Raw genomic sequence first — 21787 nt, forward strand, 5'->3', positions numbered from 1 at the left:
GGAAGAGAAAATCGAACGCTCAGCGTTCGGAAAAGGCTTCGGAAAAAGTCTTGGTGATGGGCTTGGTGAGGTAGCGGAAAATCGAGTGGCTGGTGCCGCGGATGTCGATGCTGGCCGTCATGCCGGGCTGGATTTCGATCGGCTTGTGCCCTGTCACCTTGTGCCGCTGCACCGGGTCAAGCTGGACCTGCACGCGGTAATAGATGTTTTCGCCGCTGCGGGTGTCTTCAGTGAGGGTGTCGGCGCTGACGTATTTCACGGTGCCGGACAGCACGCCGTAGACCGCGTAGTCGTAGGCGTCGAGCTTGACGGCCGCCGGCTGGCCGACGTGGATGCCGGCGATGTCGGCGGGCTTGAACTTGCCTTCCACCACCAGGTCGCTGCCGCTGGGGGTGAGCTCCATCACCACGTCACCGGGCTTCACGCGTGAGCCCAGGGTGGTCAAGCGGATATTGCGAACGGTGGCGTCGGCGGGCGCGCGGATCTCGGTGCGCTCATAGGTGGTGGAGCGGTCGGCTAGCACCTGTTCCTGGGTGGCGAGGTCTTCCTCGGCCTTGGTCATTTCGGCCTGGGCATCCTGGAAATATTTGTTGCGCCGGTTGGTGATCTGGCCGTCGAGTTCGGCGATCTGTTTTTTCAGGCGGATGATTTCAACACGGGAGATGTCGCCGCTTTTGAGCAGCGGCTCGCTGATGCTGAGTTCTTCGCGCGTGGACGCCAGCATGGACTGCAGCGCGGCGGATTCCTGGTTGACGGCGCGCTGGCGGCGCTGGAAAAGCTCCGTCTGGTTGCTGACGAAAGCCGGGAACTGCTGCACTTCGGGCGGGAATACCAAGGGGCGGCCCAGCACCTCGGCATGCAGGCGAACCAGGGCGGCTTTGAGCGCGGCGACCTTGGCCCGGCTGTCGCTGAGCGAGGCCAGCCCTTGTTCACGTTCGAGCGTGACGAGGATGTCGCCCTTTTTGACGTGGCTGCCTTCACGGACCATGAATTTTTCGATCACACCGTCGGTGGTGGCTTGTACCAGCTGGGTGCGAGAGCTGGCGATCACCTGGCCGGTGCTGCGCGCGATCTGCTCGACGTCGAACCACAAGCTCCATGCCAGGAAACATCCGATGATGAGAAGGAGCAAGGCGATCAGGCGTTGTGCCGACCGCAAGGCCGGCGATGTGGGGTATGCGGATTTCATGCGACAGCCTCCTGTGGCGCGCCGGGATGGCCGGCGGCGGCCGAGGGACGGGAACGGGCGGCAAGCTGCTGCAGCACCTGCGCCTTGGGACCGTCCATGACGACGCCGGTGGGCGAGAGGATGACCAGCCTGTCCACCAGTTGCAGCAAGGCGGGTTTGTGGGTAACGATGACAAGCGTTTCGTCGATCTGCACGCTGGCGCGCAAGGCCGCGATGGTGCGCGCCTCCAGGGTTTCGTCCATGGAAGCCGTGGGTTCGTCGAGCAACCACACGTCGGGAGCGGCCAGCACCATGCGCGTCAGGGCGATCAGCTGCTTTTGCCCGCCCGAGACGCCGGTGCCGCCTTCGGCGATCGGCATGTCGAAGCCTTTGGGGTGCCCGGCAATCACCTGCCCCAGGCCCGTGAGTTCGCAGGCGGCGAGCAGGTGCTGCTCGGTCTTGCCGAGAACGCCGGTGGTGAGGTTGTCGCGCAAGGTTCCGGCGAACAGGCGCACGTCCTGCGGGAGATAGCCCAGCCGGTCGCTGAGGTGAGGCCGCGAGATGTGCTGCAGGTCTATGCCGTCGAGGGAGACACGGCCCTTGGAGGGCATGTACATGCCGGACATCAGCTTGAGCAGGGTGCTTTTTCCGCTGCCAACGGGCCCGAGCAGGCCGACTTTCTCGCCGGGCCTGATGTGCAGGTTTTCCAGTTGCAGCACGGTGGCCTGGCCGCGGTAGCCGAATTCGAGCTTGTGCACGGCCACCTCACCCCGCAGGCGGTCTATGGCAAGCGGACGCTCCACCGCATGGTTGTCCTGTTCAAGGCTGAAAATGTGCGAGAGGCTGCGCACGGCCGACTTGGCATTGGCCCACTGCACCATCAAACCGGGAAGCATGCCGGCCGGTGTCAGCACACGGCCGGAAAGGATGGAGCAGGCGATGATCCCGCCTGAAGTCAGCGTCGTGGACGTGGAAGCCACATAAGCGCCGGTAGCGATCAGAAGCACATAGCTGATTTGCTGCAAAAATCCGGCGTAATAGGTGGCCGAATCGCCCAGATGGCGCAGCCGCATGTCTTCATCGATGCTGATGCGGGTCAGGCCGTTCCAGCGCGCCAGGAACTGCCAGCCGGCGCCGCTGGCCTTGATGGATTCCGCGCCTTCGACCGCCTCGACCAGCAAGCCCAGTTTGCGGTTTGAAGCCGCCTGGCCTGAAAGCGCATGCCGCTCCATGCTGCGGCGAGAGAGGAAGCCGACCGTCAGCGCCACGATGAAGAACACCACCGGCACCGTGGCAACCAGGGGCCCACCCAGCAGGTAGATCACGGCCAGGAAAAGAATGGCAAAGGGCGTATCGACCAGCAAGTAAAGGGTGACCGAGGATGCGAAGGACCTGATCATTTCGTAGCTGCGCAGCTGGGCGGACAGCGTCCCGACGCTGGCGGGAAATTGATCCATGCGCACACGCAGCAGCCGCTCGAAAATGCTGTGCGAAAGATTGGCGTCCATGGAGCGGATGGAATGCTCCGTGATGGTGGCGCGCGCGAATTTGGCGATCAACTCCAGCAGGATGCCTATCGCGATACCGGCCGTCAGCGCATACAGTGTGGACAGTCCTTGCGTGGGAATCACACGGTCGTAAACCTGCATGCTGTACAGCGAGGTCAGCAGGCCGAAAAGATTGATGACGACGGAGGCGAGGGCCGCTTGGATGAAGTAGCGCCTGTTGTCGCGCAGCGCGCTGCGAAACAGCTCGCCCGCAGTGCGGTAGAGACTGTCGCCCGTGGCGTGGCTTGCCTGAATTTCGGTATAGATCGCGCCTTCAGGCAGCACCGTGACGTGGCGATGGCCCGATGCGTCCTCGAGCAGCCAGCCGCCGGCGGGCGTGTGCTGGTGAAGAATGAACACGCCGACATCGGGATGGATGGCGACAGCGGGCAGCCTGGCGGCCGCGCTGCCTTCCGTCCAGGCCTGGGATCGCGCACCCATGGATACAAAAGCATGGTCCGCGCAGGCTTGCAGGCCGTCGCGGGTGAGGCCTTGCTCCTGCGCGGCGGCCAAGCGGGTTTGGAGCTCTGCCACCATGTGCGATTTCATGGGCCGCAAGTCCTTGACGATGTCGGGCAAGCGGCGAGCCAGCCACAGCACGCTGCGCGTGACGTGCGATGTCGTATTGGGTGATGAAGTGCTCATGGGAGTTCGCTTTCTGGGGACCACATGGGGATGCCGAGCAACAGGCCCAGGCGGTAATAGGAGCCCACGCTGACGGAGCGGGCCTCGACTTCGGCCTGCTCGGCCTGGGCGATCTCGCGCACGGAATTGAGCAGGTCAATCCAGCTGCGGCGGCCGGAGACGAAAAGGCGGCGGTTGGATGCCAGAACTTCCACCGCGCCTTCGCGGCTGCGCTGCAGCTCGGGCAGGCGGCGCTGCGAGGACTCAAGGTCACGCCATTCGGCTTCCACGCGTTCAGTGACATCCCGCCGGCTGGCTTCGGCGCTGCGCTGAACCGCCGACAGGTGCCGCTCCGCGGCCTCGATCTGGGAGCTGAGCGACAGGCCCGAGCCCGGCGCGTATTGCACCGACACGAAGACACGGTTGCCGGGCGCGGCGGAGCCCAAGTACTCGCCGACCTGGCGTTCGAGCCGCAAGGAGAAGGTGGGCCACATCGCGGCGCGCGTGCGGTCTATCTCGATGGCGGCCAGGCGTGTATCGATTTCAGCGAGGCGCAGGTGGGGGTTGTCTTGCACGGCGCGCTCGAGCAGCCGCGCAAGCATGGGTGGGCGCGGCGGCGGTGCCGGCAACTCGAGCGCGCCGGGCTCCAGGGGCCGGCCTATCGCGCTGCTCAACTGCGCCAGGGCGGAATTCTCGAGCGCACGGAAGGATTCGAGGTCTGCCTGGGCTTGGGCAAGCCGCGTACGCACCATGTTGACGTCGGCCGTGGCTGACACTTCCGCCTGGCTGCGCCGCTCTATCATGCGCAGCAGGTCATTCAAGGTATCGACGTTGCGCTGCTGCGCGATGCGGCGGCCGACGTTCAGCAGGTAGGACTGCGCGATGCCCGCTACGCGTGTAGCCAGTGTGATCTGTGTATCCGAAATGGATTCACGCGCCCGGAGTTCTCGCACCTCGGACAGGCGCAGGTCAGCGGTGAGCCGGCCGCCCGTCCAGAGCGGCTGGGTCAGGCGGAAGGTCGTGGCGCTGCGCCCGGACAACGAGTCGGTCTGCACCGCCGGCGCGGGCAAAAACTGCATGCGCGCGGCTTCGATCATGCTTTGCGCAGACTGCTGCTCGGAACGCGCGCTGGCCACAGTAGGGTGCGTCTCAACGGCCATCTGCAGGAGCTGGCGCAGGCCCAGGCTGGTGGCGGCCTGGGTTGCAGGAACCGCTTGATCGGCTTGAGCGTACAGCACATCGCAGGCCGTGCAGAGCTTTGCCATGGCAAGGCGTATCCCCGAAGCCTCGACCGGGGCGGGGGACGGCACGGCGTGCTCACTCTGCGCATGCCCGGCGCCGCACAGGCACAGAGACAGCAATGCGATGGTAAACAGGGTTTTCATAGAGGCACCGGCCAGGCTGTCGGGCGACTCAGTAGACGACGTACACGGTGCGGACCTTGTTGGTCGCAGCCGTGTTGGTGCAGGAAGCCGTAAGGCATGTACCGCCCTGGCCCAACGCCATGGTGCCGGTCACGGTGTAGGGCTGGTCAACGCCGCTGCCGGTGCCGGTGGTGGCCGACAGGCCCAGCGTATACGCGAGATTGACGGCGTTGTCGGTGGTCGCTTCAGTGGTCGCGGGCGTGGCGGCATTGGTGAAGCCGATCTTGTAGGGCATGGTGTTGGTGCACTTCATGTTGAAGGTGCCGCCGGTGGCGTTGGCCAACGTTGCCTGGAAAGATGTGTAGGCAAACACCACGGGGGCGATGGTGCCGAACACACACTTGGACGTGAGGTTGATGGTGACGCTGACGGAGGCCGAGTCATTGGCCGCCTGCGCCGGCGACGCCAGCAGGCCGGCCAATGCCATCACGCTCCCTGCAAAGAACTTTTTCATGTGTGGACTCCGAAGGGTCAGTACACGACGTACAAGGTGCGGACTTTGTTGGTTGCCGCCGCGTTGGTGCAGGCAGCAGTGAGGCAGGTGCCCGCCTGGCCCAGCGCCATCGAACCAGACACTGAATAGGCCTGGTCGACACCGCTGCCAGTGCCGGTGGTAGCCGACAGGCCCAGCGTGTAGGCGAGATTGACGGCATCGTCTGTGACCGCATCGGAGACGGCCGGCGTGGGGGCGTTGGTGAAGCCCATCTTGTAGGGCATGGTGTTGGTGCACTTCATGTTGAAAGTGCCGCCCGTGGCCGTGGCCAGCGCCGCCTGGAAAGAGGTGTACGCAAACACAACGGGAGCGACCGTGCCGAAGACGCACTTGGACGTCAGGTTGATGGTGACGGTGACGGACGCCGAATCATTGGCTGCCTGGGCAGGTGCGCAGAAGATGGCGACAAGGCCGAGAGTGGCCGCCAGAATGAGTTTTTTCATGAAGGTTCTCCGGTTAAAGAACGGGTGACAAAGACGCTTGAATGGAAAAAAAGGAACCACGAGAGAAAGAAATCGGCCCTGGCAAACGGCGTAAAAACTGACTACCAAATAACTAATGAAACAAAATTTCGGGCTGGTTTTTAGCTTATCGATGCCAGTTACGAATATGTAAGTAATAGTCCGCGCGATGACAATCTTTGTAGGCTTCTTGAAATTTCCCCCGTGCTTGTGGGCAAAAGGCATCGAGGGATAACCCCATCCTTGCGCGGCAAGTTTTCCGAAACGGCGTGCCACAAAATTTCGCGAAGAGGAAAGAAGAGCGGTCCAGGCGTTCCAGCGCAGCCGTCTATCGCTCGCGCAAACCTTCCTGCGCGGCCTGCACCAGCGGGCTGAGGAAAAAGGAGATCACCCGCCGCTTGCCGGTCTTGATTTCGACGTGAGCCACCATGCCGAAACCGAGCGGCACATCAGCGCCGTCGACTTCGATACGGGTGCGCGCCAGCTGCACGCGCACGGCGTAGAGCAGGCCGCGCTTTTCGTCGGCGATGGCATCGCGCGAGACGTCAAGCACGACGCCGGGGATGGCGCCATAGGTGGTGTACGGAAAGGTTTCGAGCTTGACGACCACTTCCTGGCCGGCGCGCACAAAGCCGATATCCTTGTTTTCAAGCATGGCCTCCACTTCGAGCGGATGCTCCCCGGGCACGACCACCATCAGTTGCTGGGCCGGCGTGACGACGCCGCCGACGGTGTGCAGCGCCAGTTGCTGCACCGTGCCAGTGACAGGTGAAAGCAGCCGGGTCAGGGTGTCGCGTGACTGGGCCTTGCTCAACTCCTGTTCGAGCGAGGCGGCACGCTGTTGTCCCTCCTTGAGGCTGTCGAGAGTGGCGCGGCGGATCTCGGCCTTGAAGGCTTCGCTCTGGCGGCGGCTTTCCATGACGGAGGCCTGTAGTTGCTGCACGCGCTCGCGCTGCACCGAGAGTTCGCCGGACTGCTCAAGATAGGCCTGCTGGCGCTCGAGGAAAGTGTGCCGGGCCACATAGCCGTCCCTGGCCAGGCCGTCCAGGTCCGAAGCGCGCTGCTGCATCATGGGCAAGGTGGCCTGCAGTTTGGCCACCTGTTCGCGGCTGGCGCGCAGTTCGGCCTGGCGGGTCGTAATCTCCGCCTCGCTGCGCGCCAGCTTGGTGGTGTACTCGCTGTATTGCCCTTCAAGCATGCGCGCGGCTTCGGCGAGGCGCTCCGCCGAAGCCTGGGGCACGTGCGGCAAGGCGGGTGTGGCGCCGTGGGCCATCGCGTCGAGCAAAGCACTGGCGCGCGCGGCCTGCAGCAAGGCGGCCTCCAGTTCGGCGCGGGAGCGTTCGATGTCGGCAGCTTCAGTGCTGGCGTCGAGTTCCACCAGCAGGTCGCCGGCTTTGACGGCCTGCCCGTCTTTCACGTGGATGGCCTTGACCACCGCCGCGCTGAGCGGTTGCACCACCTTGGTGTACCCGCTGGGGACGATCTTTCCGCTGGCGACGGCGACGATATCGATCTTCCCGAACACGCTCCAGAGCACAGCCATAGCCGCAAAGACAATAAGCAGCCACATGAAGGCGCGCGGGGCGGCCGGCGTGGGTGTTTCCTGAACCGCGAGCACGGCGGGCAGAAACTGGGCTTCGGCGGCGCTGTAGCCGCGGGCGCCGGATTGTTGCCGGTCTTTCCAGGCAAGGGCGAAGACGGCCTTGTAACGCTGCAGCAATTCGCCGATGGCGCCCAGGCGTTGTTTGAAAGAATTCATGGTCATAGCCCCTGCATGCGGTGCAGATGCGCATACTGCCCGCCGGGCAGGGCCAGCAGTTCTTCGTGCGGACCCTGCTCGACGATCTGGCCTTTGTCGACGACGATGATGCGATCGGCGTCGCGAACGGTCGAAAGCCGGTGCGCGATGATGAGCACGGTGCGCCCGGCGCAGATAGCCCGCATGTTGTCTTTGAGGATGCGTTCAGACTCGTAGTCCAGGGCACTGGTGGCCTCGTCGAAAATCAGGATGCGGGGGTTGCTGATCAGGGCGCGCGCAATGGCGATGCGCTGGCGCTGGCCGCCCGACAGGGTGGCGCCGTGCTCGCCCACCATGGTGTCGTAGGCCTCGGGCAACTCGATGATGAATTCGTGGGCACCGGCCAGCCTGGCGGCTTCTATGACCGCTTCGAGGGGCAGCCCGGTGTTGACCAGCGCGATGTTGTCGCGGATGCTGCGGTTGAACAGCATGTTCTCCTGCAGCACCACGCCGAGCTGGCGGCGCACCGTGGTGGCATCGGTGGTGGCGAGGTCGACGCCGTCTATCAGCACGCGCCCCTGGTCGGGGATGTACATGCGCTGCACCAGCTTGGTCAGGGTGCTTTTACCGGAACCGGACCGGCCGACGATACCGATGACCTCGCCCGCGGCCGCGCTGAAACTGATGCCGCGCAGCACCTGCGGCGCATCGGGCCGGTAACGAAAACTCACGGCGTCGAATTCGATGGCGCCCTCTATCCTGGGCATGGCGCTTTTGTTGCCGGCAATTTCGGGGCGGGTGTTGAGGATGTCGCCCAGGCGCTGCATGGAGATGCCGACCTGCTGGAATTCCGTCCACAGCTGCGCGAGGCGGATGACCGGCGCCGCGACGTAGCCGGCGAGCATATTGAAGGCAATGAGCTGACCGACGGAGAGTTTTCCCTCCACCACCAGCTGGGCGCCCAGCCAGATGGTGGCCACGGTGACCAGCTTGCTGACCAGCGACACGCCATTGTTGGCCAGGGTGCCTATGGTGGTGGTGCGAAAACCCGCGGAAACGTAGGCGGCCAGCTGGTTGTCCCACTTCTGCGCCCATTGCGGCTGCACCGCCATCGACTTGACGGTGTCTATGCCGCCTATGGTTTCGACCAGGAAGGCCTGGTTTTCGGCGCCGCGGTTGAATTTCTCGTTGAGGCGCGCGCGCAGGATGGGCGTGAACAGCACCGAGAGCAGCGCATAGCAGGGCAGCGAGACCACCACGATAAGGGTCAGCCACACGCTGTAATAAAGCATCACCGCCAGAAAGACCACGGAGAACAGCAGGTCCAGCACGACGGTGATGGCATTGCCGGTGAGGAAAGACCGTATGGTTTCGAGCTCCCGGATGCGGGCGACCGAATCACCCACTCGCCTGGACGTGAAGTAAGCCATGGGAAGGCCCAGCAGGTGGCGAAAGAGGCGTGCGCCCAGTTCCACGTCGATGCGGCTGGGCGTCGTGTCGACTTCCCGTACAAACCGGCGTTGGGATCCCGATATCCCGGCGGGCGATCCCGGCGCTGTGCGGAGTCCTGGGGGCGGCATAAACTGCAGCAGGTCATCCAGCTCCGCCACACAGGCCAGTGTTGGCAGGGCAAACAGCGAGTCTTGGCGGCCCGTCAAAATAACCGTTTCAGCGGCGCACTGATCGAGAATCCCTTTGAGCTGCCTCCAGTCAAGCCGCGCCGCATTGATGAGCGTGACATCGGGCCAGGAATCGGGGCCGACTTGGCCGGCATGCCATTCAGCCCACCGCACTGCCTTGCCTTTGCTCAATCCCATCTGCTCTCTCAGCGCTTTGGTCAGTGAAGAGTCCTCCACCGAAAACTGACTGAGCTCAATAAAGTACATCATTTTTAATACCCCCTTGTATGCTCCCGCACCGGGTTCACATGCATCCATCGCTGAAAACCGCGACGAATCAAGCATAGTCAGCTCACAAAGAATGGGGGGCCACATTGTCCGCAGGAAGGCAATGTGCGCGACTTTTTAAGATTGCGCGTGAAGTGGTTCTCGAAAATGCACATCTGTAGTCATTCCTGAAGAGGGCGAGGTACTTCACTTGGGCGAATGATCTCAGGGTAAACCAGATGTTCGCGGCAAAAACTTTCGACAGGGTCAGTGGCCATCATCAAAAAACTCACCCGCTGCGGCCACATCTTCATCACAGACGGATACCCCAAGCAAATGGGTCGCCGTCTTCGATCAGCAAGGTGGCTTCAGCGCTCATATGGGCCCGGCCGCGCAGAATTGGAATAATCTGTCCGCCCTCCATGACATAGCTGGCTTCGAACCGGCTGCCGATGATGCTCGCCTGCTGCCAGATTTCGCCGGGTTCGAGCTTTCCATCCGCAGCCAGGCAGGCGATCTTGGCGCTGGTACCGGTGCCGCAAGGAGAGCGGTCGTAGGCTTTGCCGGGGCACAGGACGAAGTTGCGGCTGTCCGCGCCTTCGTCATCCGGTGCGAACAATTCAATGTGGTCGATCTCGGCGCCGCCGACACCGGTAATGCCTTGGGTTGCCAGCGCTTCGCGCAGCAACACGCTGTAGGCGGTCAGCGCCTCAAGGTTGTCGCTCACCACGCGCTGGCCGTGCTCACTCACCAGAAAGAACCAGTTGCCGCCCCAGGCCACATCACCGCGCACCGTGCCGTGGCCAGGGACTTCGACGGCGACTTGCCGTAAATGCCGCAAGGCAGGTACGTTGCGCACGCTCACGGACCCGTCGGCATGTAGCGTCGCCGTGACGGTGCCGACCGGCGTTTCGATACGATGCACACCGGGCGCTATCAGCTCCAGGTGCGCCAGCGAAGCCACCAGCCCGATGGTGCCGTGCCCGCACATGCCCAGGTAGCCGGTGTTGTTGAAGAAGATGACGCCGGCAGCGCTAGCCGGATCCACCGGCTTGCACAACAGCGCGCCCACCATCACATCGCTACCGCGCGGCTCCAGAACGGTTGCCGCCCGCCAGTCGTCGTGCCGCTGCGCCAGCAGGGCACGCCGCTCGGCCATGCTGCCATTTCCCAGGTCGGGAAATCCATCCAGGACCAGGCGTGTCGGTTCACCGCCGGTGTGGGAGTCAACCACCTTGATTCGTTTCATGCAAGCTCCGTATTGGGTCCAGTGACTAGCTTACTTCGCCGGTTGCGGGAGAATCCCGCCAAACGGCATCGGCTCAGGAGTCCCCCAGGGGCGAAACCGCCGGCAACAGGTCTGGCCGGCGACGCTTGCCCAATGGAAATTCCCAATCAAGAAAATAAACACAACCAATATTAATATATTAATTAGATATTAATTTGTTGTCATAGGTATTAAGCAGCTTGCCACGCCGCCCTTTTTGCGTTGAGGGGAATTTGGCAAATGCCGGGAACAGTTGCCGGGGCGGCCCGGATGCGCAAGGCATGCGCCAGGCCTGTGGCGACTAAGCTTGAGCCCCGGATTCGATGACTTTGCGGGGCGCAGCCGATGAGGCAGGTCAGCAGCTGTCTGGCATCGTGACGATGCGGCCCGGCTCTCAGGCGTGCACGCTTGATAGCCTGCGGGGTCGCGCGGTGGACCTGGAGAAACCGTAGGTATCCAGGATGTTCAGGAGATCGTCCTGCCCGAAATGCGCGCCGAGGTACAGCGGGCTGACAGAACAAAGATGGTGGCGGAAAAAATCCACCGCGACACGTCTGCTGCCGACCGGTATCACGGCAACGGCCTGAAGTTCCGCCATCTGCGCCAGAAAGTCATCCATGGCGGCATAGTCGGCGTGCATGTGCCGCTCACCCAGGCGGATAAAGACGAGGTGGTGCCTGAACGCCTCAACGGCGGGAAGCGCCCCCGGCAAGGTCGTGTTGTCCACGCGCGCAACGGGCGTCAAAGCGGCTGCCATTTGCAGGCGGCTGCGAAGCACATCGACTTCCAGTTCATTGAACCCGGCTAACAAAACACGAGCACCAATGCCTTTGAACAAGGCATGGATCGCGAAAGAGTCTCTGGCACTCATAGTGGGGTCCTCTCCCTCATCAAGGCTGGGCGTAAGTTCCGGTATCCGGGCGATACCGCGCCAGACAACCGGACCACAGTGTCCGAGAGAACGCCAGGAAAGGAAGCGGACTTTGTTTTCTTGCGGACAAACCTTGCGCGAAATCTGAAGTTTCTACGGGTTTGTTGGCATCAATGCAAGCGTGGACTCAGGCGTATCGCCACAGGGCGTCGGGAAAAAATTTCCTGTTACCGACATTCATTGTCCGGCGCAGAACATTGTTGGCTTGTTTACACCGACCCAATTCCTACAATGCCCAAGACGCTTTGGCGTTCCTTGTTCTCATCCCAGACAAGGCTGCCTCCAGGCAGTTCGAGCCCCTGCAGTGACCTCTGCTGCAGGGGCTTTTTTTGCCCGCTTGATGCACCGTGAAAGATAGGTCGCACAGCGACCGGAAACCCGGCATGCCGGTGCGGTCGCACCGCCGGCATACGCAAGCTCAAGTCCGTGCGGTCAAGGAGAAAAAGAAGTCCAGCATGTGGAAATGATCGTCATGGAAGCGGTCTTCCATGGCGGCCAGCTTTTCAATGGGAATCCATTCGGCGGCGGCCGCGTCGTCTGCGGCCTGCACTTCCGGCAAGCGGCGCGCACCCAGATCAAAGAAGTGGGCATGGGTGATCACGCGGCCGCGCAAACTGCGGTCCGGGTGGTCGAACACATGAACCGCTTTCAGCGCGTTTTCCATGTCGCCTTCCAGCAGGCGGATGCGGGTTTCTTCTTCCAGTTCGCGCAGGGCTGACTGGTAGACCGTTTCCCGCTGTTCGATGAATCCACCCGGTACGGCGAACAGGCCCTTGCCGGGGGAACGCCCGCGCCGGATCAGCAGCACACGCCCGCCGCACTGGACAACAGCATCCACCGTCACAAAAACCGGCGGATAAGGCGAGCCGGCCCACTTCGCCTTTTCCTGCCTGAGGCTTTCCCACTCCTGCGCGAGTTCACGGAAATACGGCAGGGCCGCCCAGCTGCGAAGAAACGCGACGGTACTGGCCGGCGCCTGGCTCACCAGGGCGGCAAGCGCCGGTTCCAGCGCAGCACCGGCGTTACCGAAGTAGGCGTCACGCAAAGCGCTGGCGTCGATCCGGCCCTGCGATTCGGCCGAATCCAGCGTCCAGCCCGGGAAGTTCTTCAGGTACTCACTGGTAGCGTCCTTGAAATGCCCCACGAGCACGACAGAAGAAGCGCCCGCTTTCTCGCCGAGCAGTTCCGCCACACCCTGCCTGACCGCAGCGACCCAGCGCTCCTGGTCGTAGTAGTCACGCATGGGCAGAAACCGCACCCTGTCCCGGTCGGCCTCGGGCAGGGCCAGGCGGATCATTTCCACCCGTTCCTCCCACGTGAAAGGGTTTTTGGGAGTTCGGGCCTGCCAGGCCGAGCCGAGCACCACGAGGCAAAGCGGGGCTGCCGCCAGGGCCCGCCGCAGCAACGCAAGCTGCCCGTTGTGGAAGATCTGGAAGCGGCCGATGTAGACCGAGACGTCGTGGTTTTCAGGGCTGGGTGTCATGAGGCCTCACTGGAATTTGGCGGCGATCGGCATCTGCCGGCCGGTGCCGAAGGCGCGCGCGCGCAAACGGATGATGGGAGGCGCCTGCCGGCGCTTGTATTCATTGCGGGCGATCATGCCCCTGATGCGTTCGACCATGGCCAGGCCCTCGGGCTGCCGGCGCAGTTGCGCGACGAAAGCGGCGGCATTGTCATACTCCCACCCGGCCAGGCGCCGGCCCTCGATCAGGAGCTTGAGCACTTCGTCGAGCACCGGGTAGGGCGGCAGGCTGTCCACGTCCTTCTGGTCGGGCGCCAGTTCCGCCGAGGGGGCCTTGTCAATGATGGCCTGCGGAATGAGTTCTTTCCCGGCCGCTTCGTTGAGGTAGCTTGACAGGGCGAACACCTCGGTTTTGTAGAGGTCGCCGATCAGGCCCAGGCCGCCGTTGGTGTCGCCGTACAGCGTGCAGTAGCCCACCGAGATTTCGGACTTGTTGCCGGTGGTCAGCAGCAGGTGCCCGAAGCTGTTCGAGTACTCCATCAGGATGGTGCCGCGCGCACGCGCCTGCAGATTCTCCAGCGCGATGCCCTGCAGCGGCCGGCCAAAAGCGGCCTCGAAGCCTGCAGAAAATTCGTTCACGATCCCGGCGATCGGGTGGCGCAGCAGTTCCACGCCCAGGTTGCGGCACAGGATTTCCGAGTCATCGACCGAGCCGGCCGATGAAAAACGCGAAGGCATGGTGATGGCGGTCACGTTGGACGGACCCAAGGCTTCGGCGGCAAGCGCCAGCGTCAACGCCGAATCAATGCCGCCCGACGAACCGATCACCGCCTGCGTGAAGCCGCAGCGCCGCGCGTAGTCCCGCAGGCCGAGCACGATCTGGCGCCGGTAGAACTCCATGGTCGGCAAGCCCTCAGGCGCAACGGCGGCGGGCTCATCGCCGGCCAGCGTCAGGAAGCGGCCGTTCTCGAAACGCAGCGTCGTCACGTCTTCCGCAAAACGTTCGGCCTCGAACACCACGCCGGCCTGCGGCTCCACCGCGAAGGAAGCGCCGTCATAAACGAGCTGGTCATGCCCGCCGACCTGGTTGACGTAAAGAATGGGCAACTCGTTGCGCCTGCTGGCGGCGCTGAAGATCTGGTGGCGCTGCTCGCGCTTGCCGATGTTGGACGGGCTGGCGTTGATGGAGATCACCAGGTCGGGCGCGGCGTCGCGCATGCGGTCAAAGGGGTTGACCGCGTAGTCCAGGCCCTCGTCGTTCCAGCCGTCCTCACAGATCAGCACGCCCACCTTGGCATCGCGTATCCGCAGGACTTTCGCGACGTCCTGGCCGGGTTCAAAGTGCCTGCGTTCGTCGAAGATGTTGTAGGTGGGCAGCAGCTGCTTGGCGTATTCGAGGAGCACCTCGCCGCCCTTGATCACGCACAGGGCATTGCGCAACTTCTTGCCCGGCGCTTCACGGCGCGCGGGCAGGCCCACCACCCAGTAGAGATTCGGGATCTGCCGCGAGGCCAGCAGCAGTTCCTGCAGGGCCGCGTCGACACGCTCCATGAAGCCCTCCTCGTCAAGCATGTCGCCGGGGTAATACGCCGTGAGCGACATTTCGGAGAAGACGACGATGTCGGACTGGTCAGTCCAGGCCTTGCTGGCGGCCGTGACCATTTTGGCCACATTGCCGGAGAGGTCGCCTATCGTGAAGTTCAGCTGGGCAGCGGTGATTTTGAGCATGCGGTCCTCAAACTGAAGCGGGGAAACGGAAGACCTGGCGCAGGTAGGCCAGGAAGGTCTGGTCGTTGCACAGCGTCTTGCCCGGGCTGTCCGACAGCTTGGCCACCGGCCGCGCGTTGGCGCCCGTCAGTTTCATCACGATGTTCAGCGGCGTCAGGCCCACATCATTGGTGAGGTTGGTGCCTATGCCGAAGCCGGTCTGGGTGCGTTCGGCGAACGCGCGATAGAGCTTGAGCGCGGTCGGCACATCCAGCCCGTCAGAGAACACCAGGCGCTTGTTCTGCGGGTCGACGCGCAACTTGGCGTAGTGGGCCAGGGCTTTTTCGCCCCAGACGAACGGATCGCCGGAATCATGGCGCAAGCCGTCGAACAGCTTGGCGAAGTAGAGGTCGAAGTCCGCCAGGAAGGCGTCCATGCCGACCACGTCGGTCAGCGCCACACCGAGGTCGCCGCGGTATTCCTGCACCCAGTCTTCGAGCGCGGCGCGCTGGAAGTCGCGCAAGGTCATGCCCAGCGCCTGGTAGGTCTGCAGGTATTCGTGCGCCATGGTGCCTATGGGCACCAGGTTCAGCTCCTTGGCCAGCAGCACATTGGAGGTTCCCTTGAAGTACTGCGGCACCTCGCGCTTGAGCGTGGTGACCACCTCGGTCTGCCAGTCGCGCGAGAAGCGGCGGCGCACGCCGAAATCAAAAAACTCGAAGGGGTTGCGCAACGCGGGTTCTTTCTCGAAGGCCCGCAGGATCTCAATCTTGCCCTGCAGGCGCTTGCGGCCCTCCACCAGAGCGGCAGCCTGGTCGGAGCGGCGGAAATACAGCTCGTTGACGATGGCCAGCACGAAGATTTCAAAAGCCATGGTGTGCACCTGCGGGCCCACGGCCTTGATCACCAGCGTGGGACCGTCCACCGTGGCCGTGATGAACTCCCGCTGGAATTCGAAGATGCGCAGGAAGTCCACAAAGTCGCTCTTGATGAAGCGAAGGCTGCGCAGGTAGGCCAGCTCTTGCGGCTGAAAGCGCAGGGTGCAGAGATGGTCGAGCTGCGCATTGACTTCTCCGAGCAGTTCGCTCAAGGCGTAGCCCGGCTGGTTGCGGCAGACAAAGGTGTATTCGGCTTCGGTCTGCGGGTGCCTGTGCAGCATGGTTTGCCACATCGTGAACTTGTAGAGATCGGTGTCCAGCAGGCTTTGGATGATGGGTTGCATAAATCGCTTTGTGATGGAAGGGGGAAGCGCTCAGGCGTTGGCCTGCAAGGCGCTCAGCATGGTCGCGCTGGTAGACAGCACCGCGCCGCGGCGCGCCATGTCGTCCAGGAAAGCCTGGTGCTGCGCCTCGAAACCACCGACGGGGCTCATGCAGTCGGTCAGCAGCACCACCTTGCTGGTGTTGCCGGACGGCAGGTTTTCAACGATGTGCTCGGTGGTCGCCTTCACGCAGTGGCTGCTGGCTTCGCCGGCGATGATGAGCAGGTCGGCTTTGTCCAGCGACGCGATCAGGGCCGTGTTGAGCTGCGTCGCAGGGTCTTCCTCGTCCGGCACCTCGGCCTGCATGGCGCTGTAGTGCTCCGTCCACGGATTGCTGCCTTTGCTGATCTTTTGCACCATCGCCAGGCGGCTGTCTTCCCAGAGGTTGTAGGCGGCTTTCACGGCGGGGTGCACATTGTGGCCCCAGCTGCCGATTTCGCAGTGCACCGGCCACACCATCAGGGTGTAGCGGCCGCGCCGCTCCAGCTCGTCGATGTAGGCCAGGGCCCTGGGCAGCATGGCCGCATCTTTGGGCAGGTAGTCGCCCTTGCGCACCTGCGCGGCGTTGATGGGGGTGAATGGCCCCACCGCATCACCTGCGCCGGTTTTCCAGAAGGTCGGGTGGGCGATGTCAAACCTGTGATGGGAATCCAGCGTCACGCCGATGGCGGAAATGCCGGAGGCGCCTTCGCGTATCAGCTTGGCCAGGCGCAGCATGTCGGCATGGGCGCCCGCCACGGGCAGGGCCGGCAATGTGGCTCGCCCCGTCACCGGATCCACCGGCAGCCAGTCGGCCGGCAGGTCGCAAAAGTCGTTTTGCGGGTCGATGATCAGGAGCTGGATGTTTTTTTTCATGTTGTCCTCCGTTGACAGTGATTAGGGGCAATGCCGCCGATTCTCGCAGCAGCGGCTTGCTGTTACTCCACCAGCACGCCCTTGGTGGCACAAACACCGATGCGGGCCTCCATGCCGGCGGTAAAGCGCAGGAAGTCCGATTCCATGCCGTCCGAGAAGATCACCCCGTTGTCCGGCATGCGCGAGCGCAGGGTCAGCACTTCCCTCTCCGCGATTTCCCCATAGAGCAGCGACGTCTGGGAGGCCCGGCTGGCAAACGGCTCCCTCACGGCAAAGATCAGATGGTCGGTGTCGCGCGGCATGGGCTCGTAGCCCTCCCCTCTCCCATGGCCCACGGCATCGGCAATGCCGATGGAGCCGGTGACGATGCTCTTGAGCCAGGCGGTGGAGCCCAGCCCGGTCGCGACGATGAGGCCGGAAGACGATTGCGCCTCCTTCATCCCCCGGAACTCGATGTCGTAAAGCGCGGAGGTATGGCTTTTCGGGCCTATGAACAGGTCGTTGACGCCCCGCAGCACCTGCCCGTCCGACAAGGTGGCCTCCGCCATGGTGACCAATGAAGTGGCGCGGCTGTCCCTGGCAACGCCCGGCAGCACCGACGCGAGCTGCGAGGCCTCAAACGGAAGCAAAACGCCGTCCCAGCGTTTGGGCTCGGGGTTCACGCCGATCAAGGGCTGGCCGTCCAGGTACTTCAGGGTGTTGGCCACCATGCCGTCCTGGCCCAGCGTCACCACGATGTCGTCGGCCGCGAAGATGTAGTTGGTCAGGTGCGCCCTGTCGATGACCTGGTAGCGGCCCCAGGCCTGCAGCGCCTCGGCCACCACCCGCAGGCTGGCGGCATAGGCCTCGTTCTCGCGCAGGTAGTCGGTGAAGTCCGCGCCCAGGTGCTCCAGGTAAAACTGGGCCTGGCCCAGGGTCTGGTAGCGCGCCACCAGCTCTTCCAGCCGGGTCTGGCGCGTGACCAATACGACCTTGCGGTTCTCTGCTGCGGACATGGTGATTTCCTTTCCTGCTTTCGCTTATTTCCGTGCCGCGGTCGCCTGTACGGGACGGCCGGCGTTCGCCCCTGCCAGCAGCGAGTTCAGCAGCTCGGGCGACATGTTCAGCTGGCCGATCTTCTCGGCCTTGTCGGCGATGCCGCCAAAGGCCTGGGCGATCAGCTGGGCCGGGTCCATGCCGGCAGAAGCCAGTGCCTGGATGGTGCGCGGGTCCACCGCCTGGAAGGTTTTCATGATGGCGTCCAGCCGGGCGGCTTCCGCTTCGGCCAGCGTGCGCGAGTTGGCGGCCTGCCCGTTCACGTAGAGCTTGCGCTTTTCCTCCAGCGCGACGTCCGAATCCATCTGCTCGGTGCGCAAGGCATTTTCCTTGCGCATCACCGAGGCCTTGGCGGCCATCTTGGCGTCCTCGATCTGGCTGCGCTTGTCTTCCACGGCGACTTCGGTGTCCAGTTCGTTCTCGCGGATGGAGCGCTCGTTCTGCACCGCGGCCATGCGGCGCAGGTAGATGGCGTCATCGGCGGCTTTCAGGTTGGCCTCGCGGGATTCGGCCTCCAGGGCGCGCGCAATGTCCGGCGTCGGTTTGATCGCCAGGATAGACACGCCCAGGACCTGCAATCCCAGCGCCGCGATCTCCGGTTGCGCGCCCAGGCTGGCTTCGGCGTGGCGGGCGATTTCGGCGGAGGACAGCAAGGCTTCCTTGAGCGCCAGCGCCTGGACCTTCTGCTGGATGATGACCTGGACCTGCATGCCGACGCGGTCGCCCAGCTTGAGCGGGTCGTCCGACGCATAAGCCTGGCCATTGGGCTTGAGCGAGAAGTCCATCAGGCGGGCCGTCAGCTGCGGCGCCTTGACCTGGTAGGTAACCTGCCCTTGCACCGTGACGCTCTGGAAATCGGAAGTCACCAGCGTCAGCATGAAGGGGTGGTGGGCGCTGGCCACCGGCACCGCCACAACGGTGGAAGTGGGCGCGTAGTAATAGAAGGACTGGCCCGCACCCTCGCGGACCACCCTGCCGCGCTTGAACTGGATCAGGTGGACCGTGGGCTGGGACTTGATGAATCGGATGCCAAACATGGTGCTTTCTCCTTCTGGTTAACTCATTAATTGCTTGATGGCTCGACAGCTTGATTGTCTTAGGTTGTACTGAACAACCTAGTTATAAGTTGCATAATACAACTTAATTGGAGTTTGTCAAACAGGAATGCAAGCATGGCCACAAAAAAGAGCACCCTGAGCTTTGAGCGACCGCTCACCACCGTGGACATCGTGATCTTCACGGTGCTGGACGAGCAGTTGCAGGTCCTGCTGGTCCAGCGCCCGGGCGGGCCTGAAGAGCCCTGCCCGAATGCCTGGGCCCTGCCGGGCGGCTTTGTGGACGTCGACAAGGACGACTCGCTCGAGGCCTGCGCCAGGCGCAAGCTGCTCGACAAGACAGGGGTCAGGAGCCCCTACCTCGAACAGTTGGGCAGCTGGGGCGGCAAAACGCGCGACCCGCGCGGCTGGTCGGCCACGCACGCCTACTTCGCGCTGCTGGCCGCCGACTCCGTGAAACTGGTGCAGGACGAGGCCAAACCCGCCAAATGGCATCCCGTCGCCGAACTGTCGCCGCGCAAGCGGCTGGCGTTTGACCACGGCGACATCCTGCAGGCGGCGCTGGAGCGCTTGCGAAACAAGGTGGAGTACACCTCGCTGCCGGCCTTCCTGCTGCCCGAGCCCTTCACGCTGCCGCAATTGCAGAAGATGTATGAGGTAGTGCTGGGCCGGCCCATCGACAAGAGCGGTTTCCGCACCCGCGCCCTGGCCGCGGATTTTTTGAAGGAAGACGGGTCCCTGGACGTCGGCTCACCCCGGCCGGCCATGGGCTACCGGCTGAAAGATCGCAGCGCGGTGATGTATTTCCCGAGGACCTTCAGTCCCCGCAGCTAAGGGGACTCGTTTATGTAGCAGCCCGCCCGGCGTAAACCGTCTCAACCGGCAACTGCAACATCGGGTCATCATCCGTGGCGTGCGGGCGCTGCGACGCGACGAAGCTGCTCATGTCGATCACCTCCAGCAGTTCGTCCGTGGCCATGGCGCGCAAAGCCTCCCCGCGCAGGCCGAGTTGAATGGCCCGGCGCGCCAGGTTCGCCCCCGATGGCGCGTGGTCCGGATCCCACTGGCGCCTGACGTTTGACGTCGCGACGGCAGCTTGCCAGTCCTGCGGGCTGGCGTAGGCCTCACTGTCGAACGTGGAAGGCACGGCAGCGGCAAGGAGCGAGTCGAAGAAGGTGCGTTTCAACCTCAAGCCCAGAACTCCCTCCTGCCCCTCTTTGGTACCCCAGCCTGAGCGGTACATCATCCACAAAAAATTCGGCTTGATCCAGCTCATGCGGCCGAAGCTGAAGTCAGGCCCGCCCAGCTGGCCATGCAGGATGGCATATGCCGCCGTGCCCGGCCGATAGGCCTGATAAACGACGATGGTGTCCGCGTCGTGGTGCGCCAGGACATGTTTTCCTTCAGCCGGCCATAGCTGGCGCTGCTGAATGTGGGGAGCGACAGCCAACTTCACTCAACGCCCCCCGCTTCGGCGACAGAGAGATAACCCGGCGGCACATGGTCGGTCAGCCACACATTGTTTTCGGACCGGAAGAACAGGAAGCCCTCCGCGGACATACCATGGGCGTCCACGGCGAGCAGAACAGGCGGGCCATAACGCTGGCCCACCTCGACGGCAGTTTCACGGCTTTCACTCAGATGGACATGGTGACGCTGGCGCTTGGTCAGGCCTTGCGCAAGTATCGAATCGAGAAAGCGCGACGCGGTGCCGTGATAAAGCATGGCCGGCGGCGCCAATGGCGGCAAGCCAAGTTCAATCTCGACGGAGTGGCCCTGGTTGGCGCGAATGCGCAACCCGTCTTCACTGAACGCGAAACGCTTTTTATCGCTGGTTTCCACGACCTCTTCGAGCAAGGCGCGGGAAAGGGTGTGATCGGCTGAAGCAGCCTTGGCGAGCAGTTCGTCAACCTCGGCCCAGCCGGCGGCATCGAGTACCAGCCCGATGGTGGACGGCTTGTGCCGCAAGACCAGGCTCAGAAACTTGCTGGCTGTGGTGATTTGTTTTGAAGTCATGAGTTTTCCTTTTTGTTATGTTCTCGCATAGGTTGTCTTGAACAACCTATAGGGTTGCATAATACAACCAAACACGGGGAGAGACAACAAACCGGGCGAGCGACGAGGAAAGGAGGCTCGGCGAACGCTCAAATATGCGGCTCCGCCGGCCTTTTTGTATTCCACTGTATCCACACGCCCCCGCGATACCCGGCCTTACGCATCGGCCCTGGCAAGACACACGGGTGATACCTCGCGGCATTCCAATGCCTGCATCGGCTGCTGATTTCATTCAGCGCCGGGTTTCATCCACTTCACCCAAGGACCCGACCATGAACGCTCGCCGTCAATTTCTGGCCACCGCCGCCGTTGCGACTGCCGCCGCCTGTGCAACGCCCTACGCCTCGGCTTTCTTTTCGCCGGGCCGCGCGCCGTCGGTGGCGCCGGAGTTCGCCGGCATAGACACCTGGCTGAACTCGGCGCCGCTGCGCATGGCGGACCTGCAGGGCAAGGTGGTGCTGGTCGATTTCTGGACCTACACCTGCATCAACTGCCTGAACCACCTGCCTTCCGTGAAGTCCTGGCATGAGAAATACAAGGACAAGGGCCTGGTGACCGTCGGCGTGCACACGCCGGAGTTCGCGTACGAAAAATCGACGAAGAACGTGCAGTCGGCCATCGAGCGCCTGGGCATCAAACATGCCGTGGCCCAGGACAACAGCTACACGACCTGGCGCGCTTTCAACAACAACTACTGGCCTGCCGTTTACCTGATCGACAAAAAAGGGATGATCGTCTACAGCCACTTCGGCGAGGGACGCTACGCCGAAACCGAAAAGACGATCCAGGCGCTGCTGGCCCAATAAGGCCGCCCCTCG

At 63.1% G+C, this 21787-nt stretch carries 19 protein-coding genes and 1 pseudogene; 3 read left to right on the top strand and 17 right to left on the bottom strand.

The genetic code is table 11. The features are described 5' to 3' along the window. Window positions 1–19 precede the first annotated feature (19 nt). The 7 genes and pseudogenes from ACLV74_RS00990 to ACLV74_RS01020 form a co-directional block, all read right to left on the bottom strand. Entirely contained in the window at window positions 20–1189 is a 1170-nt protein-coding gene (locus ACLV74_RS00990) for an HlyD family efflux transporter periplasmic adaptor subunit (protein ID WP_411877493.1), read from the bottom strand. Continuing rightward, window positions 1186–3360, bottom strand: a complete 2175-nt coding sequence (locus tag ACLV74_RS00995) for an ATP-binding cassette domain-containing protein (protein ID WP_411877494.1) — start codon at window positions 3358–3360, stop codon at window positions 1186–1188. Before ACLV74_RS00995 ends, ACLV74_RS00990 begins: the two co-directional genes overlap by 4 nt. Continuing rightward, window positions 3357–4724 carry a TolC family protein gene (locus tag ACLV74_RS01000; protein ID WP_411877495.1) on the bottom strand — a complete coding sequence of 456 codons (1368 nt, stop codon included), beginning with the start codon at window positions 4722–4724 and terminating at the stop codon, window positions 3357–3359. The genes ACLV74_RS00995 and ACLV74_RS01000 overlap by 4 nt, the downstream gene beginning before the upstream one ends. Window positions 4725–4752: 28 nt before the next feature. Next, complete coding sequence (locus ACLV74_RS01005; RefSeq protein ID WP_411877496.1) at window positions 4753–5217, bottom strand: spore coat protein U domain-containing protein; 465 nt, start codon at window positions 5215–5217, stop codon at window positions 4753–4755. A gap of 17 nt (window positions 5218–5234) precedes the next feature. Next, window positions 5235–5699: a spore coat protein U domain-containing protein gene (locus tag ACLV74_RS01010; protein WP_411877497.1), complete on the bottom strand. Its 465-nt coding sequence runs from the start codon at window positions 5697–5699 to the stop codon at window positions 5235–5237. Between the two features lie 346 nt (window positions 5700–6045). Beyond that, window positions 6046–7476 (bottom strand): HlyD family type I secretion periplasmic adaptor subunit, encoded by a 1431-nt coding sequence (locus ACLV74_RS01015; RefSeq protein ID WP_411877498.1) that lies wholly within the window; start codon window positions 7474–7476, stop codon window positions 6046–6048. Between the two features lie 2 nt (window positions 7477–7478). Next, a pseudogene (locus tag ACLV74_RS01020) lies at window positions 7479–8948 on the bottom strand (type I secretion system permease/ATPase); the annotation flags it as partial. Window positions 8949–9098: 150 nt separating this feature from the next. Between ACLV74_RS01020 and ACLV74_RS01025 the strand changes: the two are divergent. Then, a complete protein-coding gene (locus ACLV74_RS01025) occupies window positions 9099–9299 on the top strand; it encodes a hypothetical protein (RefSeq protein ID WP_411877579.1) in 201 nt (66 codons plus the stop codon). Between the two features lie 355 nt (window positions 9300–9654). Here the strand turns inward: ACLV74_RS01025 and ACLV74_RS01030 are convergent, their stop codons facing one another. The 8 genes from ACLV74_RS01030 to ACLV74_RS01065 form a co-directional block, all read right to left on the bottom strand. Beyond that, a complete protein-coding gene (locus ACLV74_RS01030) occupies window positions 9655–10590 on the bottom strand; it encodes a 4-hydroxyproline epimerase (protein WP_411877499.1) in 936 nt (311 codons plus the stop codon). A gap of 412 nt (window positions 10591–11002) precedes the next feature. Continuing rightward, window positions 11003–11479 (bottom strand): hypothetical protein, encoded by a 477-nt coding sequence (locus ACLV74_RS01035; protein WP_411877500.1) that lies wholly within the window; start codon window positions 11477–11479, stop codon window positions 11003–11005. A 478-nt stretch (window positions 11480–11957) separates the two neighbouring features. Further along, window positions 11958–13022 carry an NUDIX domain-containing protein gene (locus ACLV74_RS01040; RefSeq protein ID WP_411877501.1) on the bottom strand — a complete coding sequence of 355 codons (1065 nt, stop codon included), beginning with the start codon at window positions 13020–13022 and terminating at the stop codon, window positions 11958–11960. A 6-nt stretch (window positions 13023–13028) separates the two neighbouring features. Beyond that, window positions 13029–14729, bottom strand: a complete 1701-nt coding sequence (locus tag ACLV74_RS01045; RefSeq protein ID WP_411877502.1) for an NAD+ synthase — start codon at window positions 14727–14729, stop codon at window positions 13029–13031. Between the two features lie 7 nt (window positions 14730–14736). Beyond that, window positions 14737–15930, bottom strand: a complete 1194-nt coding sequence (gene pncB, locus ACLV74_RS01050; RefSeq protein ID WP_411877503.1) for a nicotinate phosphoribosyltransferase — start codon at window positions 15928–15930, stop codon at window positions 14737–14739. 30 nt (window positions 15931–15960) lie between these two features. Beyond that, on the bottom strand, window positions 15961–16824 hold the full coding sequence (locus ACLV74_RS01055) for a cysteine hydrolase (protein ID WP_411877504.1): 864 nt from the start codon (window positions 16822–16824) through the stop codon (window positions 15961–15963). A gap of 62 nt (window positions 16825–16886) precedes the next feature. Beyond that, on the bottom strand, window positions 16887–17819 hold the full coding sequence (locus ACLV74_RS01060; protein ID WP_411877505.1) for a sugar kinase: 933 nt from the start codon (window positions 17817–17819) through the stop codon (window positions 16887–16889). Window positions 17820–17843: 24 nt separating this feature from the next. Continuing rightward, window positions 17844–18896, bottom strand: a complete 1053-nt coding sequence (locus ACLV74_RS01065; protein ID WP_411877506.1) for an SPFH domain-containing protein — start codon at window positions 18894–18896, stop codon at window positions 17844–17846. Between the two features lie 135 nt (window positions 18897–19031). Between ACLV74_RS01065 and ACLV74_RS01070 the strand changes: the two genes are divergently transcribed. After that, window positions 19032–19748 carry an NUDIX hydrolase gene (locus ACLV74_RS01070; RefSeq protein WP_411877507.1) on the top strand — a complete coding sequence of 239 codons (717 nt, stop codon included), beginning with the start codon at window positions 19032–19034 and terminating at the stop codon, window positions 19746–19748. Window positions 19749–19758: 10 nt separating this feature from the next. Here ACLV74_RS01070 and ACLV74_RS01075 read toward each other — a convergent pair whose 3' ends face one another. Then, window positions 19759–20364, bottom strand: coding sequence for a DUF4291 domain-containing protein (locus ACLV74_RS01075; RefSeq protein WP_411877508.1), 606 nt, complete (start codon window positions 20362–20364; stop codon window positions 19759–19761). A 2-nt stretch (window positions 20365–20366) separates the two neighbouring features. Further along, window positions 20367–20930 carry an RNA 2'-phosphotransferase gene (locus tag ACLV74_RS01080; RefSeq protein WP_411877509.1) on the bottom strand — a complete coding sequence of 188 codons (564 nt, stop codon included), beginning with the start codon at window positions 20928–20930 and terminating at the stop codon, window positions 20367–20369. A gap of 311 nt (window positions 20931–21241) precedes the next feature. Here ACLV74_RS01080 and ACLV74_RS01085 point away from each other — a divergent pair, with 311 nt between their 5' ends. Then, the gene (locus tag ACLV74_RS01085) at window positions 21242–21775 is read left to right on the top strand and encodes a thioredoxin family protein (RefSeq protein ID WP_411877510.1); all 534 of its coding nucleotides are present in this window, start codon (window positions 21242–21244) and stop codon (window positions 21773–21775) included. Window positions 21776–21787 lie beyond the last annotated feature (12 nt).

Source organism: Polaromonas sp. YR568 (genome assembly GCF_943369415.1).
Classification (GTDB): Bacteria; Pseudomonadota; Gammaproteobacteria; order Burkholderiales; family Burkholderiaceae_C; genus Polaromonas.